15 protein-coding genes are annotated in these 15,017 nt (G+C 71.0%); 14 read left to right on the forward strand and 1 reads right to left on the reverse strand.

The genetic code is table 11. The features are described 5' to 3' along the window. Positions 1-31: 31 nt before the first annotated feature. Positions 32-2,257 carry an elongation factor G-like protein EF-G2 gene (locus OG206_RS27025; RefSeq protein ID WP_327120530.1) on the reverse strand — a complete coding sequence of 742 codons (2,226 nt, stop codon included), beginning with the start codon at positions 2,255-2,257 and terminating at the stop codon, positions 32-34. Between the two features lie 268 nt (positions 2,258-2,525). On the opposite strand from OG206_RS27025, the gene pgsA reads away from it, so the two are divergent. From pgsA to OG206_RS27095, 14 genes are all read left to right on the forward strand, one after another. After that, positions 2,526-3,209: a phosphatidylinositol phosphate synthase gene (gene pgsA, locus OG206_RS27030; RefSeq protein WP_327122419.1), complete on the forward strand. Its 684-nt coding sequence runs from the start codon at positions 2,526-2,528 to the stop codon at positions 3,207-3,209. After that, entirely contained in the window at positions 3,206-4,129 is a 924-nt protein-coding gene (locus tag OG206_RS27035) for a phosphatidylinositol mannoside acyltransferase (protein WP_327120532.1), read from the forward strand. Before pgsA ends, OG206_RS27035 begins: the two co-directional genes overlap by 4 nt. Continuing rightward, on the forward strand, positions 4,126-5,286 hold the full coding sequence (locus OG206_RS27040) for a glycosyltransferase family 4 protein (protein WP_327120534.1): 1,161 nt from the start codon (positions 4,126-4,128) through the stop codon (positions 5,284-5,286). Before OG206_RS27035 ends, OG206_RS27040 begins: the two co-directional genes overlap by 4 nt. A 64-nt stretch (positions 5,287-5,350) precedes the next feature. Continuing rightward, on the forward strand, positions 5,351-5,896 hold the full coding sequence (locus OG206_RS27045; protein ID WP_327120536.1) for a hypothetical protein: 546 nt from the start codon (positions 5,351-5,353) through the stop codon (positions 5,894-5,896). Positions 5,897-6,009: 113 nt separating this feature from the next. Next, positions 6,010-6,930 (forward strand): pyridoxal 5'-phosphate synthase lyase subunit PdxS, encoded by a 921-nt coding sequence (gene pdxS, locus OG206_RS27050; RefSeq protein WP_327120538.1) that lies wholly within the window; start codon positions 6,010-6,012, stop codon positions 6,928-6,930. A gap of 6 nt (positions 6,931-6,936) precedes the next feature. Beyond that, the gene (gene pdxT / locus OG206_RS27055) at positions 6,937-7,530 is read left to right on the forward strand and encodes a pyridoxal 5'-phosphate synthase glutaminase subunit PdxT (RefSeq protein WP_327120540.1); all 594 of its coding nucleotides are present in this window, start codon (positions 6,937-6,939) and stop codon (positions 7,528-7,530) included. A gap of 61 nt (positions 7,531-7,591) precedes the next feature. Further along, positions 7,592-8,344, forward strand: a complete 753-nt coding sequence (locus tag OG206_RS27060) for a YebC/PmpR family DNA-binding transcriptional regulator (RefSeq protein ID WP_327120542.1) — start codon at positions 7,592-7,594, stop codon at positions 8,342-8,344. Positions 8,345-8,464: 120 nt separating this feature from the next. Further along, positions 8,465-8,998: a crossover junction endodeoxyribonuclease RuvC gene (gene ruvC, locus OG206_RS27065; RefSeq protein WP_327120544.1), complete on the forward strand. Its 534-nt coding sequence runs from the start codon at positions 8,465-8,467 to the stop codon at positions 8,996-8,998. After that, complete coding sequence (gene ruvA / locus OG206_RS27070) at positions 8,995-9,621, forward strand: Holliday junction branch migration protein RuvA (protein WP_327120546.1); 627 nt, start codon at positions 8,995-8,997, stop codon at positions 9,619-9,621. The genes ruvC and ruvA overlap by 4 nt, the downstream gene beginning before the upstream one ends. Positions 9,622-9,704: 83 nt before the next feature. Continuing rightward, positions 9,705-10,790 (forward strand): Holliday junction branch migration DNA helicase RuvB, encoded by a 1,086-nt coding sequence (ruvB, locus tag OG206_RS27075; RefSeq protein WP_327120548.1) that lies wholly within the window; start codon positions 9,705-9,707, stop codon positions 10,788-10,790. Positions 10,791-10,960: 170 nt separating this feature from the next. Next, a complete protein-coding gene (yajC, locus tag OG206_RS27080; RefSeq protein WP_327120550.1) occupies positions 10,961-11,434 on the forward strand; it encodes a preprotein translocase subunit YajC in 474 nt (157 codons plus the stop codon). Between the two features lie 147 nt (positions 11,435-11,581). Then, complete coding sequence (gene secD, locus OG206_RS27085) at positions 11,582-13,333, forward strand: protein translocase subunit SecD (RefSeq protein ID WP_327120552.1); 1,752 nt, start codon at positions 11,582-11,584, stop codon at positions 13,331-13,333. A gap of 1 nt (position 13,334) precedes the next feature. Then, complete coding sequence (secF, locus tag OG206_RS27090; protein WP_327120554.1) at positions 13,335-14,444, forward strand: protein translocase subunit SecF; 1,110 nt, start codon at positions 13,335-13,337, stop codon at positions 14,442-14,444. Beyond that, on the forward strand, positions 14,441-14,992 hold the full coding sequence (locus tag OG206_RS27095; protein ID WP_327120556.1) for an adenine phosphoribosyltransferase: 552 nt from the start codon (positions 14,441-14,443) through the stop codon (positions 14,990-14,992). Before secF ends, OG206_RS27095 begins: the two co-directional genes overlap by 4 nt. The last annotated feature ends 25 nt before the right edge of the window (positions 14,993-15,017 follow it).

The following is a 15,017-nucleotide window of genomic DNA, read 5'->3' on the forward strand; positions in this document are numbered from 1 at the left end:
AGGGCGGCCGGAAGGCGTCATGTGCGGTCAGCTAGGCCAGGTTCGAGGTGTTTTCACCCGATGTGCGGAGGTGATCGGCGAGCTGGTGAGGCATGGGCTCGTGACGGGCGTACGCCCGGTCGAACCGGCCGGTGCCGTGCGTCAGCGAGCGGAGATCGACCGTGTACCCGCCGATCTCGATCTCCGGCACCTCGGCCCGCACGAGAGTTCTCCCCCCGGTCGCCTGCTCGGTCCCGACGACGCGGCCGCGCCGGCCCGAGAGGTCGCCCATGACGGCTCCCACGTAGTCGTCGGGGACCAGGACCGACACCTCCGCGACGGGTTCCAGGAGTTCGACACGGGCCTCCGCGGCGGCCTCGCGCAGCGCCAGCGCGCCCGCGGCCTGGAAAGCGGCGTCGGAGGAGTCGACCGAATGCGCCTTCCCGTCGAGGAGGGTGACGCGCACGTCCACCAGAGGGTGCCCGGCGGCGACCCCGCGTGCCGCCTGGGCGCGTACCCCCTTCTCCACGGACGCGACGAACTGCCGGGGAACCGAGCCGCCGACCACCTTGTCGACGAACACGATCCCCGTACCGGGCGCCAGCGGCTCCACCTCGATCTCGCAGACGGCGTACTGGCCGTGGCCACCCGACTGCTTGACGTGGCGTCCGCGTCCGGCGGAGCGTGCGGCGAACGTCTCGCGGAGCGGGACCCGGTGGGGCTCCGTGTCGACCTGTACGCCGTACCTGCTGCGCAGACGTTCCAGCGCGACGTCCGTGTGGGCCTCGCCCATGCACCACAGAACCACCTGGTGGGTGTCCGGGTTCCGCTCCAGGCGCAGGGTCGGATCCTCGGCGACGAGGCGGGACAGGCCCTGCGAGAGCTTGTCCTCGTCCGCCTTGCCGTGGGCCCGCACGGCAAGGGGCATCAGCGGATCCGGCATGGTCCACGGCTCCATCAGCAGCGGATCGCCGGTGGCGGAGAGCGTGTCACCGGTCTCCGCCCCGGTCAGCTTGGACACGCAGGCCAGGTCTCCCGCCGCGCAGCTGTCCAGGGGGCGCTGCTGCTTCCCGAAGGGCGCCGTGAGCGCCCCGACGCGTACGTCGGCCTCGTGGCGGGGGCGCGGGCCGCCCGCGGGATCGGTGAGGCCGTGGCCGCACACGTGCACGGTCTCGTCGGGGCGCAGGGTGCCGGAGAAGACGCGGACGAGGGAGATCCGCCCCACGTAGGGGTCGGAAGCGGTCTTCACGACCTCGGCGACCAGGGGCGCCTGCGGATCGCAGACCGGAGCGGCGCGAACGGTGCCGTCCGGACCGGTGACGGCGGGTACCACGCGCTCCGGCGGCGCGGGGAACCCGGCGGTGATCAGGTCCAGCAGTTCCACCGTGCCGATCCCCTGACGGGCGCCCGCGGCAGCCGGGGCCGCGGTGAGGACGGGGTGGAAGGACCCGCTCGCGACAGCCCGGCGCAGGTCGCGGACGAGCGTCGCGGTGTCGATCTCAACGCCGCCGAGGTAGCGGTCCATCAGCGTCTCGTCCTCGCTCTCGGCGATGATCCCCTCGATGAGCCGGGCACGGGCCCTCAGGAGCGGCCCCCGCTGCTCCCCGTCGGGCGGCATCTCGCGCCGCTCCCCCGAGGAGTAGTCGAAGACACGCCCGGTGAGGAGTCCGGTGAGCCCGGTGAGCGGGGCGCGCCCGTCCGGGCCCTCGGGGCCCTCCACCGGCAGATACAGCGGGAGCACGGCGTCGGGGTCGCCCCTCCCGAGGACCCGCCCGCAGAGCCGTGTCAGCTCGTCGAAGGGGGTGCGCGCGGTGTCCAGGTGCGTGACGACGACCGCCCTCGGCATCCCGACCGCCGCGCACTCCTCCCAGAGCGCCCGGGCCGTACCCGCCACGGCGTCCGCCTCCTGCGCGGCCGAGATCACGAAGAGGGCCGCGTCCGCCGCGCGCAGACCGGCCCTCAGTTCCCCGACGAAGTCCGCGTAGCCGGGCGTGTCCAGGAGATTGATCCGGCAGCCCGCCCAGTCCACCGGGACCAGCGAGAGCTGTACGGAGCGCCCGGTGCGCCGCTCCACCTCGTCGTGGTCGGACACGGTGGCCCCGTCCTCGACCCGGCCGGCCCGGTTGACGGCTCCGGCCGTGAGCGCGAGGGCCTCGACCAGCGTGGTCTTGCCCGAGCCGCTGTGGCCGACCAGCACGACGTTCCGTACGGAACCGGGCGGGCCGGCCGACGTCGCCCTGCCGGCGGCCCCGGGGTGCGTGTGTGTCCTGTCGCCCATGACGCGTGCCTCCCGATCGGCGGCGCGATACCGCGAGAACTGGGAGCGGACGACCGGGAGCCGCCGCGGCGGCTTCGGCGACGCCCGCGGTCATTCGAGCTTCGCACCGGTGGCGTACCCCGTCCATACGTCGCGTACCGCGCGGCGGGACATCCGGGAGAACCGGCGGGACGGGGTGCCCCGCCGTTGCCCGGCACGGCTCGTGACTACGATGGTGCGGCCGGTGGCCGAAGTGGCCACGCGGCGCCCACCGAACCTCGGGAAGGCCATGCTGAACAAGTACGCGCGTGCATTTTTTACGCGTGTCCTCACACCGTTCGCCGCTCTGCTGCTCCGCCTCGGGGTCAGCCCCGACGCGGTCACACTCGTCGGCACGGCCGGAGTGATGGCAGGTGCGCTGGTCTTCTTCCCGATGGGGGAGTTCTTCTGGGGCACGATCGTGATCACGGTCTTCGTCTTCTCCGACCTGGTCGACGGCAACATGGCCCGCCAGGCCGGGATCTCCAGCCGGTGGGGCGCGTTCCTCGACTCGACGCTCGACCGGGTGGCGGACGGGGCGATCTTCGCCGGGTTCGCGCTCTGGTACGCGGGCAGCGGCGACGACAACGTGCTGTGCGCGGTCGCGATCTTCTGCCTGGCCAGCGGCCAGGTGGTCTCGTACACCAAGGCCCGGGGCGAGTCGATCGGGCTTCCGGTCGCGGTGAACGGCCTGGTGGAGCGCGCCGAGCGGCTGGTGATCTCGCTGGTCGCCGCCGGGCTCGCCGGTCTGCACGCCTTCGGGGTCCCGGGAATCCAGATCCTGCTGCCGATCGCGCTGTGGGCCGTCGCCGCGGGCAGCCTGGTGACGCTGGTCCAGCGGGTGGTGACCGTGCGCCGGGAGTCGGCCGAGGCGGACGCCGCAGCGGCCGTCCAGGACGGGCCCGCCGAACGCGGGAGCGGGACAGCACAGTGACCGGCACCGCGTCCGACCTGAGGGGACGGCTGACCGACGGGCTCTACGGGCTCGGCTGGGGCGCCGTCAAGAAGCTTCCCGAGCCGGCGGCCACCGCACTCTTCCGGACCCTGGCCGACCAGGTGTGGAAGCGGCGCGGCAAGTCCGTCCTGCGTCTGGAGTCGAACCTCGTGAGGGTGGTTCCCGACGCGGACGCCGCCAGGCTCGCAGAGCTCTCGAAGGCCGGCATGCGCTCGTACATGCGCTACTGGATGGAGTCCTTCCGGCTCCCGACCTGGAGTCCGCAGCGGATCAAGGAATCCATCGACGTCCACGACGCCCACCGGCTGACGGAGGGCCTGGACGCGGGCCGGGGCGTCGTGCTGGCGCTGCCGCACCTGGGGAACTGGGACCTGGCGGGAGCGTGGGTCACCACCGACCTCAAGGTGCCGTTCACGACGGTCGCGGAGCGGCTCAAGCCTGAGACCCTCTACGACCGCTTCGTGGCCTACCGCCAGGGGCTGGGCATGGAGGTCCTCCCGCACGAGGGGGGTGCCGCCTTCGGGACGCTGGCGCGCCGGCTCCGCTCCGGCGGCCTGGTCTGCCTGGTCGCCGACCGGGACCTGTCGGCCTCCGGCGTCGAGGTCGACTTCTTCGGCGACACCGCGCGCATGCCCGCCGGTCCCGCCCTGCTGGCGCAGCAGACGGGAGCGCTGCTGCTTCCCGTCACCCTCTGGTACGACGGCACCCCGGTGATGCGGGCCCGTGTGCACCCGCCGGTCGCCGTACCGGAGTCGGGTACCCGCGCGGAGAAGACGGCCTCGATGACACAGGCGCTGGCCGACGTCTTCGCCGGCGGGATCGCCGAGCACCCGGAGGACTGGCACATGCTGCAGCGGCTCTGGCTCTCCGATCTGGAACCCCAGGGGGGAACGCCGTGAAGATCGGCATCGTCTGCCCGTACTCCTGGGACGTCCCGGGCGGTGTGCAGTTCCACATCCGCGACCTCGCCGAGCACCTCATCCGCCTCGGACACGACGTCTCGGTTCTGGCCCCCGCCGACGACGACACCCCGCTGCCGCACTACGTCGTCTCCGCGGGCCGGGCGGTGCCCGTCCCGTACAACGGCTCCGTCGCCCGGCTCAACTTCGGTTTCCTGTCCGCGGCGCGAGTCCGGCGCTGGCTGAACGACGGTACCTTCGACGTCATCCACATCCACGAGCCCACCTCGCCCTCGCTGGGCCTGCTCACCTGCTGGGCGGCGCGGGGGCCGATCGTGGCCACCTTCCACACGTCCAATCCACGCTCCCGCGCCATGATCGCGGCGTATCCGATCCTGCAGCCGGCCCTGGAGAAGATCAGCGCCCGCATCGCGGTGAGCGAGTACGCGCGGCGCACCCTGGTCGAGCACCTCGGCGGTGACGCGGTGGTCATCCCCAACGGCGTCGACGTCGACTTCTTCGCCGGAGCCGAGCCGAAGGCCGAGTGGCAGGGCGGCACGCTCGGCTTCATAGGGCGGATCGACGAGCCCCGCAAGGGGCTGCCCGTCCTCATGAAGGCACTCCCGGCGATCCTCGCGGCCCGCCCGGAGACCCTGCTGCTGGTCGCAGGACGGGGCGACGAGGAGGAGGCCGTCGCCTCGCTGCCGAAGGAGATGCGCGGCCGCGTCGAATTCCTCGGCATGGTGAGCGACGAGGACAAGGCACGGCTGCTGCGCAGCGTCGACGTCTACGTCGCCCCGAACACCGGCGGTGAGAGCTTCGGCATCATCCTCGTCGAGGCGCTCTCGGCGGGGGCGCCCGTACTCGCCAGTGACCTCGACGCCTTCGCCCAGGTCCTCGACCAGGGCGCCGCGGGCGACCTGTTCGCCAACGAGGACGCGGGCGCGCTGGCGACGGCGGCGATCCGGCTCCTCGGTGACCCGGAACGGCGCGCCGGGCTCCGGGAGCGGGGCAGCGCGCACGTGCGCCGCTTCGACTGGGCCACGGTGGGCGCGGACATCCTGGCCGTGTACGAGACGGTCACGGACGGCGCCGCGGCCGTCGCCACCGACGAACGCTCCGGACTGCGTGCGCGCTTCGGTCTCGCCCGGGACTGAGCCGGGGGCGTGAGGCGGTACCGGCCGGATCCGGCGGACGCCGCCGACGGTAGCCTTGCCGCCCGTGATCGAAATCCTCATCTGGACCGTCGTCGCGCTCGTCGCGATCGGCCTGTACCTGAGCTGGACCGCCGGGCGGCTCGACCGGCTCCACGCCCGTATCGACGCGGCACGCGCGGCGCTGGACGCCCAGTTGCTGCGCCGCGCCTCGGTCACCCAGGAGCTGGCCACGGCCGGTGTCCTGGACCCCGCGGCGTCGATCGTGCTGTACGAGGCCGCGCACGCGGCCCGGCAGGCGGAGGAGGAGCAGCGCGAGGTCGCCGAGAGCGAGCTGAGCACCGCCCTGCGCGCCGTGTTCGGCGAGTCCGCGCAGGTCGAGGCGGTGAAGGAGTTCCCCGGCGGCGAGGACGCGGCGAAGGAACTGGGCGCCGCCGTGCGCCGGGTACCGATGGCGCGCCGCTTCCACAACGACGCAGTGCGCGCCGCCCGCGCGCTGCGCAGGCACCGGACGGTGCGGCTGTTCAGGCTCGCCGGCCACGCGGCCTTCCCGCTCGCGTTCGAGATGGACGACGAGCCGCCGGTGGCTCTGGCCGACCGTCCCGGAAGCTGAGAGGGACGCGGAACGATCCACGCGCTGCCCATTGGCCCTTGCTGTGGACCGGTCCCGGAGCGTTTGCTCGGATCTGCAGCATTCCGAGTCTTTCACCCCAGTGAGGTCGATCCGTGTCCACGCTTCCCAGCACCCCGCAGTCCGCCGAGACCCCGGCCACCGGCACCGCCCGCGTCAAGCGCGGCATGGCCGAGCAGCTCAAGGGCGGCGTGATCATGGACGTCGTCGACGCCGCGCAGGCGAAGATCGCCGAGGACGCGGGCGCCGTGGCCGTCATGGCACTGGAGCGGGTGCCCGCCGACATCCGCAAGGACGGCGGCGTGGCCCGGATGTCCGACCCCAACATGATCGAAGAGATCATCGAGGCCGTCTCCATCCCCGTCATGGCCAAGTCCCGCATCGGCCACTTCGTCGAGGCCCAGGTGCTCCAGTCCCTCGGCGTCGACTACATCGACGAGTCCGAGGTCCTCACCCCGGCCGACGAGGTCAACCACAGCGACAAGTTCGCCTTCACCACCCCGTTCGTGTGCGGCGCCACCAACCTGGGCGAGGCCCTGCGCCGCATCGCCGAGGGCGCGGCCATGATCCGCTCCAAGGGTGAGGCCGGCACCGGCAACGTCGTCGAGGCGGTCCGCCACCTGCGCCAGATCAAGAACGAGATCGCCCGGCTCCGCGGCTTCGACAACAACGAGCTGTACGCCGCCGCCAAGGACCTCCGCGCCCCGTACGAGCTGGTCAAGGAGGTCGCCGAGCTCGGCAAGCTGCCCGTCGTCCTGTTCTCCGCCGGCGGTGTCGCCACCCCCGCGGACGCGGCCCTGATGCGTCAGCTCGGAGCCGAGGGCGTCTTCGTCGGCTCCGGCATCTTCAAGTCCGGCGACCCGGCCAAGCGCGCCGCGGCCATCGTGAAGGCCACCACCTTCTACGACGACCCGAAGATCATCGCGGACGCCTCACGCAACCTCGGCGAGGCCATGGTCGGCATCAACTGCGACACGCTGCCCGAGGCCGAGCGCTACGCCAACCGCGGCTGGTAAGCACCGATGAACGACACCCCTGTCATCGGAGTCCTGGCTCTGCAGGGCGACGTACGGGAGCACCTGACGGCCCTGGCCATGGCGGACGCGCTGGCCAGGCCGGTCCGGCGCCCCGAGGAGCTCGCCGAGGTCGACGGGCTGGTCATACCCGGTGGTGAGTCCACCACCATGTCCAAGCTCGCCGTGCTCTTCGGCATGATGGAACCGCTGCGCGAGCGGGTCGCCGCCGGGATGCCGGTCTACGGCACCTGCGCCGGGATGATCCTGCTCGCCGACAAGATCCTCGACCCGCGCGCGGGCCAGGAGACCGTCGGCGGCATCGAGATGATCGTGCGCCGTAACGCTTTCGGGCGGCAGAACGAGTCCTTCGAGGCGGCCGTCGAGGTCGACGGAGTGCCCGGCGGCCCGGTCGACGGCGTCTTCATCCGGGCCCCCTGGGTGGAGTCCGTGGGTGCAGGAGCCGAGGTCCTCGCGACGCACGGCGGCCATATCGTGGCCGTACGCCAGGGAAACGCCCTGGCGACCTCGTTCCACCCGGAACTGACCGGGGACCATCGCCTGCACGCTTTCTTCACCGACATGGTGCGCGCCGTGGGCTGATCCGATCCCGGTAGGATCTCTCGGGTTCGGATCGATTTTGGTGACGCGAAGGAGAAGGCAGATGTCCGGCCACTCTAAATGGGCTACGACGAAGCACAAGAAGGCCGTGATCGACGCCAAGCGCGGCAAGCTCTTCGCGAAGATGATCAAGAACATCGAGGTCGCGGCCCGCACGGGCGGCGCCGACGTGTCCGGTAACCCGACCCTTTTCGACGCCATTCAGAAGGCGAAGAAGAGCTCGGTCCCGAACAAGAACATCGACTCGGCGGTCAAGCGCGGTGCCGGTCTCGAAGCCGGTGGCGCCGACTACGAGACGATCATGTACGAGGGCTACGGTCCGAACGGCGTCGCGGTGCTCATCGAGTGCCTCACCGACAACCGCAACCGCGCCGCGTCCGACGTCCGTGTCGCGATGACCCGCAACGGCGGCTCGATGGCGGACCCGGGCTCGGTCTCGTACCTGTTCCACCGCAAGGGCGTCGTGATCGTCCCCAAGGGTGAACTGTCCGAGGACGACGTCCTCGGAGCGGTGCTCGACGCGGGGGCCGAGGAGGTCAACGACCTCGGCGACACCTTCGAGGTGCTCAGCGAGGCCACGGACATGGTCGCGGTCCGCACCGCGCTCCAGGACGCCGGCATCGACTACGACTCGGCCGAGGCCAACTTCGTCCCTACCATGCAGGTCGAGCTCGAGGAAGAGGGCGCGCGCAAGATCTTCAAGCTGATCGACGCGCTGGAGGACAGCGACGACGTGCAGAACGTCTTCGCCAACTTCGACGTCTCCGACGAGGTCATGGAGAAGGTCGACGCCTGAGGGCGGTGACACGCGGTACGCCGGCGGGCCGACGGGACACACCCCGTCGGCCCGCCGCATTGTCGGTGGGACCCGATAGCCTGCGGGAACAGGTGACCGAGCGGCGGAGGGGGCCCTCATATGCGGGTGTTGGGCGTGGACCCGGGGCTGACCCGGTGCGGTGTCGGAGTCGTCGAGGGTGTCGCCGGCCGGCCGCTGACCATGCTCGGCGTCGGCGTCGTGCGGACCTCGGCCGACGCGGAGCTCGGCCATCGGCTGGTCGCCGTCGAGCGGGGCATCGAGGAGTGGCTCGACGAGCACCGCCCCGAGTTCGTCGCCGTGGAGCGGGTGTTCGCCCAGCACAACGTCCGGACGGTCATGGGCACCGCCCAGGCCAGCGCCGTCGCCATGCTCTGCGCCTCCCGCCGGGGCATCCCCGTCGCCCTGCACACGCCCAGCGAGGTCAAGGCGGCCGTCACGGGATCGGGGCGCGCCGACAAGGCCCAGGTCGGAGCCATGGTGACCCGGCTGCTGCGGCTCGACGCGCCGCCGAAGCCCGCGGACGCCGCCGACGCGCTCGCCCTCGCCATCTGCCACATCTGGCGCGCACCCGCGCAGAACCGTCTGCAGCAGGCCGTCGCCGCCCATCGCACGCTGAAAGGCCGCACCGCATGATCGCCTTCGTCTCCGGCCCGGTGGCCGCCCTCGCTCCGACCACGGCCGTGATCGAGGTCGGCGGCATCGGCATGGCCGTCCAGTGCGCCCCCGGCACCCTCGCGGGCCTGCGGATCGGCCAGGATGCCAAGCTGGCCACGTCCCTCGTCGTACGGGAGGACTCGCTCACGCTCTACGGCTTCGCCGACGACGACGAGCGGCAGGTCTTCGAACTCCTCCAGACCGCCAGCGGTGTCGGCCCCCGGCTCGCCCAGGCCATGCTCGCCACGCACAGTCCGGACGCCCTGCGCATCGCTGTCGCCACCGGGGACGAGAAGGCGCTCACCGCGGTGTCCGGCATCGGCAAGAAGGGCGCGCAGAAGCTCCTCCTGGAACTCAAGGACCGGCTGGGCGAGCCGGTCGGCGCGCACATCGGTCAGCAGGGCGTCGGCGCCGCCGTCAGCTCCTCCTGGCGCGACCAGCTCCAGGCCGCCCTGATCGGCCTCGGCTACGCGACCCGTGAGGCGGACGAGGCGGTGACCGCCGTGGCCCCGCAGGCCGAGGCCGCGATCGCGGGCGGGGGACAGGCCCCGGTGCCCCAGCTTCTCCGCGCCGCCCTGCAGACGCTCAACCGCGCACGCTGACCCCGGGGGCGCCGACACGCCCCGCACGCCGGCCGGAACACCGCACGGACCGGCACCGAAACACCCGAGGCGGGACTGACGAGATGAACTGGGACGAGACCGGGCCCGACACCGGCGAACTCACCGACGAGCGACTGGACGACCGCCTGGTCGCCGCCGGGGCGGACGGCGAGGACACCGCGGTCGAAGCGGCCCTGCGCCCGAAGGACCTCCATGAATTCGTCGGCCAGGAGAAGGTGCGCGAGCAGCTCGACCTGGTCCTGAAGGCCGCCCGCGCGCGGGGGGCCACGGCCGACCACGTCCTGCTCTCCGGCGCCCCCGGTCTCGGAAAGACCACCCTTTCCATGATCATCGCGGCGGAGATGGGCGCCCCGATCCGCATCACCTCCGGCCCCGCGATCCAGCACGCGGGGGACCTCGCCGCGATCCTCTCCTCCCTCCAGGAGGGTGAAGTCCTCTTCCTCGACGAGATCCACCGCATGTCGCGGCCCGCGGAGGAGATGCTCTACATGGCGATGGAGGACTTCCGGGTCGACGTCATCGTCGGCAAGGGCCCCGGCGCCACCGCCATCCCGCTGGAACTGCCCCCGTTCACCCTGGTCGGTGCCACCACCAGGGCCGGACTGCTGCCGCCCCCGCTCCGCGACCGCTTCGGTTTCACCGGCCACATGGAGTTCTACGCCCCCACCGAACTGGAGCGGGTCATCCACCGGTCCGCCGGCCTCCTGGACGTCGCCATAGACACGGCCGGCGCTGCCGAGATCGCCGGACGCTCCCGGGGCACACCCCGTATCGCCAACCGTCTGCTGCGTCGTGTCCGGGACTACGCCCAGGTCAAGGCCGAGGGACACATCGACCGGGACATCGCGGCCGCCGCACTGCGGGTGTACGAGGTCGACGCCCGCGGGCTCGACCGCCTGGACCGCGCGGTGCTCGGCGCCCTGCTCAAGCTCTTCGGCGGAGGCCCCGTCGGGCTCTCCACTCTCGCGGTGGCCGTGGGGGAGGAACGCGAGACGGTCGAGGAGGTCGCCGAGCCCTTCCTCGTGCGGGAGGGACTGCTCGCCAGGACACCGCGCGGCAGGGTCGCCACCCCCGCCGCCTGGGCGCACCTCGGCCTCGTGCCCCCGCAGCACGGCGTAAAGGGACAACAGGGCCTGTTCGGGGCGTGACGCGTCGCGGGTTCGCCAGCAGGGGAACCCCGGTGCCATGCTGGACGTTGTTCCAACGATGCGGACTCGCTTAGACTCCGCCGATGCCGCCCGTATCAGGTCGGTGTGCCCACACCCCCGTAGACCAGGCCGCGTAATTCCAGCGTGGTCGTGCGAAGGAAGTCCGTCCCGTGAGTCTCGTGACCCTCCTCCCCTTCATCGTGCTCATCGGGGCCATGTTCCTGATGACCCGGTCCGCCAAGAAGAAGCAGCAGGCGGCTGCGCAGATGCGCACCGAAATGCAGCCCGGCACCGGCGTCCGGACGATCGGGGGCATGTACGCCACCGTCAAGGAGATCCAGGAGGACACGGTCCTCCTGGAGGTCGCGCCCGGCGTCCACGCCGTCTACGCCAAGAACTCCATCGGTGCCGTCCTGGACGACGCGGAGTACAACCGCATCGTCCACGGCGACGACTCCGACAGCACGCTCGTGCCCGACGACGCCTCCTCGCTCACCGACGGTGAGCCGGTGGAAGCGGACGCGGCCGACGACGTCGCGAAGATCGACCTGGGCAAGAAGGCCGAGGACGAGACCGTGGCGAAAGAAGCCAAGAGCGCGGAGACCAAGGACGCCAAGGCCGACGGCGAGAGCGACGCCAAGTAGTCCCACGACCCACTGACGCCGGACACCTTCGGGTGTCCGGCTTCTCACGGGCCGTGCGGTCTTCTGCGGGGGCGGGTCCTCACAACACTTCGTGGCCGCTCGGGCGCGTACCCGGCGCGGGGCGGTTGGACAGGGAGAAACAAAAAGGTGGCAGCACCGAAGAAAGGCCGGGGCTCAACCGGTGGACAGGGCAGGCCGGGCCGTGCCCTGGCTCTGATCCTGATTGCCATGGTGGCCCTGACCGGCGGGATTTTCCTGTCCGGTCACACCACGCCCCGGCTCGGTATCGACCTCGCCGGCGGTACATCGATCACGCTCAAGGCGAAGAGCCAGCCCGGCAAGCCTGACGCGATCAACGAGACCAACATGAACACCGCGGTCGGCATCATCGAACGCCGTGTCAATGGTCTGGGCGTCTCCGAGGCCGAGGTTCAGACCCAGGGCGCGTCGAACATCATCGTCAACATCCCCAAGGGGACGAACTCGAAGCAGGCCCGGGAGCAGGTCGGCACGACCGCCCAGCTCTACTTCCGGCCCGTGCTGACAGTGGCGGACGGTGCACCGACCCCGGAGGGCTCCGCGAGCCCGTCCGCGACCGGTTCGGCGAAGCCGAGCGCGAAGGCGACGGAGCCGGAGACCGCGTCCGGTTCGAAGGCGACGCCTTCGGACGGCGCCACCACCCAGGGCCGTGCCGTCACCGACGCCCTGAAGAGGGACGCGACGCCGACGCCCAAGGCCAGCACCTCCGGTGCTGCGGAGTCCTCGAAGAGCCCTGCGGCGACCGAGGCACCCGACCCCGCCACCGCAGCGCTCCAGAAGAAGTTCACGGAGCTCGACTGCGCCGACAAGGAGGCCCGCGTGGCCGCCGGTGTCGGCGTCAAGCCCGAGGACCCCACGGTCGCGTGCAGCACCGAGGGCGACGCCAAGTACCTCCTCGGCCCGGCCGAGGTCTCCGGTACGGACGTCGACGACGCGAAGGCACAGTTCGACCAGCAGCGCGGCATCTGGCTCGTCTCGATGGAGTTCACCGACAAGGGCTCCAAGAAGTTCCAGACGATCACGAAGAAGCTGTCCGCGCAGCAGTCCCCGCAGAACCAGTTCGCGATCGCCCTCGACGGTGAGGTCGTCTCCGCGCCCCAGGTCAACGAGACGCTCAGCGGCAGCGCCGAGATCTCCGGCAGCTTCACCCAGCAGTCCGCGGAGGACCTGGCCAACGTCCTCTCCTACGGTGCGCTGCCGCTGTCCTTCAGCGAGGACACGGTCACCACCGTCACCGCCGCACTCGGCGGCGAGCAGCTGCACGCCGGTCTCATCGCCGGTGCCATCGGTCTCGGCCTGGTCGTCATCTACCTGGTGGCCTACTACCGCGGCCTGGCGCTCATCGCGCTCCTCAGCCTCCTGGCCTCAGGCATCCTGACGTACACGATCATGGCGCTGCTCGGCCCGGCCATCGGCTTCGCGCTGAACCTCCCGGCCGTCTGCGGTGCGATCGTGGCGATCGGTATCACAGCGGACTCGTTCATCGTCTACTTCGAACGCATCCGTGACGAGATCCGGGAGGGCCGTACGCTCCGTCCGGCCGTCGAGCGCGCGTGGCCCCGGGCCCGCCGCACCATCCTGGTGTCCGACTTCGTGTCGTTCCTCGCCGCGGCGGTGCTCTTCCTCGTCACCGTCGGCAAGGTCCAGGGCTTCGCGTTCACGCTCGGCCTCACGACCGTGCTCGACGTGGTCGTGGTGTTCCTCTTCACCAAGCCCGTCATGACGCTGATGGCCCGCACGAAGTTCTTCGGCGGCGGTCACCCGTGGTCCGGCCTGGACCCGGAGCGGCTCGGCGCCCAGCCGCCGCTGCGCCGCTCGCGCCGCGTCAACGCCCGTACCGACCACCCGAAGGAGGCGTGAGATGTCGCGACTCGGCGATCTCGGCGCCCGGCTCTACCGTGGCGAGGTCGGTTACGACTTCATCGGCAAGCGCAAGATCTGGTATGGCGTATCGATCCTGATCACCATCACGGCCATCGTCGGCCTGGCGGTCAGTGGTCTCAACCTGGGCATCGAGTTCAAGGGCGGTGCCGTCTTCACGACGGACACCAAGGCCAAGATCTCGGTCTCGCAGGTCCGCGAGGAGGCGGTCGCCGCCTCCGGTCACGAGGCGATCGTCCAGGAACTCGGCAACGGCGGGCTCCGGATCCAGATCACCGAGGTCGACACCGCCAAGGCCGACCAGATCAAGACCGAGCTCTCGAAGGACCTCGGCATCCCCGAGGCGAAGATCAACGCCGACCTGGTCGGCCCCAGCTGGGGCGAGCAGATCGCGAACAAGGCATGGACCGGCCTCGGCATCTTCATGGTCCTCGTGGTGGTCTATCTCGCGATCGCCTTCGAGTGGCGTATGGCTGTGGCGGCCCTCGTCGCGCTGATCCACGACATCACGATCACGGTCGGCATCTACGCCCTCGTCGGCTTCGAGGTCACCCCGGGCACCGTGATCGGTCTGCTCACCATCCTCGGTTACTCCCTCTACGACACGGTCGTCGTCTTCGACAGCCTCAAGGAGGGCACGAAGGGGATCACCAAGCAGACCCGCTGGACCTACAGCGAGATCGCCAACCGGTCCATCAACGGCACGCTGGTGCGTTCCATCAACACCACCGTCGTCGCACTGCTCCCGGTCGCCGGTCTCCTGTTCATCGGTGGCGGCGTCCTGGGCGCGGGCACGCTGAACGACATCTCGCTGTCGCTGTTCGTCGGCCTGGCCGCCGGCGCGTACTCCTCGATCTTCATCGCCACTCCGCTGGTCGCCGACCTCAAGGAGCGCGAGCCGCAGATAAAGGCACTGAAGAAGCGCATCCTCGCCAAGCGTGCCGCGGCCGCGGCCAAGGGCGAGTCCGCCGAGAGCGAGCGCGACGACCTGGTGCGGGACTCCGACGGGGACACCGAGCCCGCGGGCGCGGTCGTCGGCCAGCGCGGGCAGGCCGGAGGCCACGGCCGCAGTCCCAGGAACCGCCGATGACGAGCGTGACCGACGCGACCCGGGAGCTGCTGCTCGCCCGGATCCGGGACGTACCGGACTATCCGAAGCCCGGAGTGCTGTTCAAGGACATCACGCCGTTGCTCGCGGATCCGGTCGCCTTCGCCGCCCTCACCGACTTCTTCGCGGAGCTGTGCACCCTGCACGGAGCCACCAAGATCGTCGGTCTCGAGGCGCGGGGGTTCATCCTGGCCGCGCCGGTCTCGGTACGGTCCGGAATCGGGTTCGTGCCCGTCCGCAAGGCGGGCAAGCTGCCCGGCGCCACCCTCGGGCAGGCGTACGAGCTGGAGTACGGCACGGCGGAGATCGAGATCCACGCCGAGGACCTGACCGCCGACGACCGGGTCATGGTCATCGACGACGTCCTCGCCACCGGTGGCACGGCGGAGGCGTCGCTGGAGCTCATCCGGCGGGCCGGTGCCCAGGTCGCCGGGGTCTCGGTGCTGATGGAGCTCGGCTTCCTCGCGGGCCGTGCCCGGCTCGAGGCCGGACTGCGCGGAGCCCCGCTGGAGGCTCTGATCACCCTCTGACCTGCACCGTGCGGCAACAGCGTGT

The sequence above is a fragment of the Streptomyces sp. NBC_01341 genome (assembly GCF_035946055.1).
Classification (GTDB): domain Bacteria; phylum Actinomycetota; class Actinomycetes; order Streptomycetales; family Streptomycetaceae; genus Streptomyces.

What these genes read in the sequence shown, in the direction of transcription:
- OG206_RS27025 (WP_327120530.1), bottom strand. Translation starts at nt 2,257, where the DNA reads ATGGGCGACAGGACACACACGCACCCCGGGGCCGCCGGCAGGGCGACG.
- pgsA (WP_327122419.1), top strand. Translation starts at nt 2,526, where the DNA reads ATGCTGAACAAGTACGCGCGTGCATTTTTTACGCGTGTCCTCACACCG.
- pdxT (WP_327120540.1), top strand. Translation starts at nt 6,937, where the DNA reads ATGAACGACACCCCTGTCATCGGAGTCCTGGCTCTGCAGGGCGACGTA.
- OG206_RS27060 (WP_327120542.1), top strand. Translation starts at nt 7,592, where the DNA reads ATGTCCGGCCACTCTAAATGGGCTACGACGAAGCACAAGAAGGCCGTG.
- ruvC (WP_327120544.1), top strand. Translation starts at nt 8,465, where the DNA reads ATGCGGGTGTTGGGCGTGGACCCGGGGCTGACCCGGTGCGGTGTCGGA.
- ruvA (WP_327120546.1), top strand. Translation starts at nt 8,995, where the DNA reads ATGATCGCCTTCGTCTCCGGCCCGGTGGCCGCCCTCGCTCCGACCACG.
- ruvB (WP_327120548.1), top strand. Translation starts at nt 9,705, where the DNA reads ATGAACTGGGACGAGACCGGGCCCGACACCGGCGAACTCACCGACGAG.
- secF (WP_327120554.1), top strand. Translation starts at nt 13,335, where the DNA reads ATGTCGCGACTCGGCGATCTCGGCGCCCGGCTCTACCGTGGCGAGGTC.
- OG206_RS27095 (WP_327120556.1), top strand. Translation starts at nt 14,441, where the DNA reads ATGACGAGCGTGACCGACGCGACCCGGGAGCTGCTGCTCGCCCGGATC.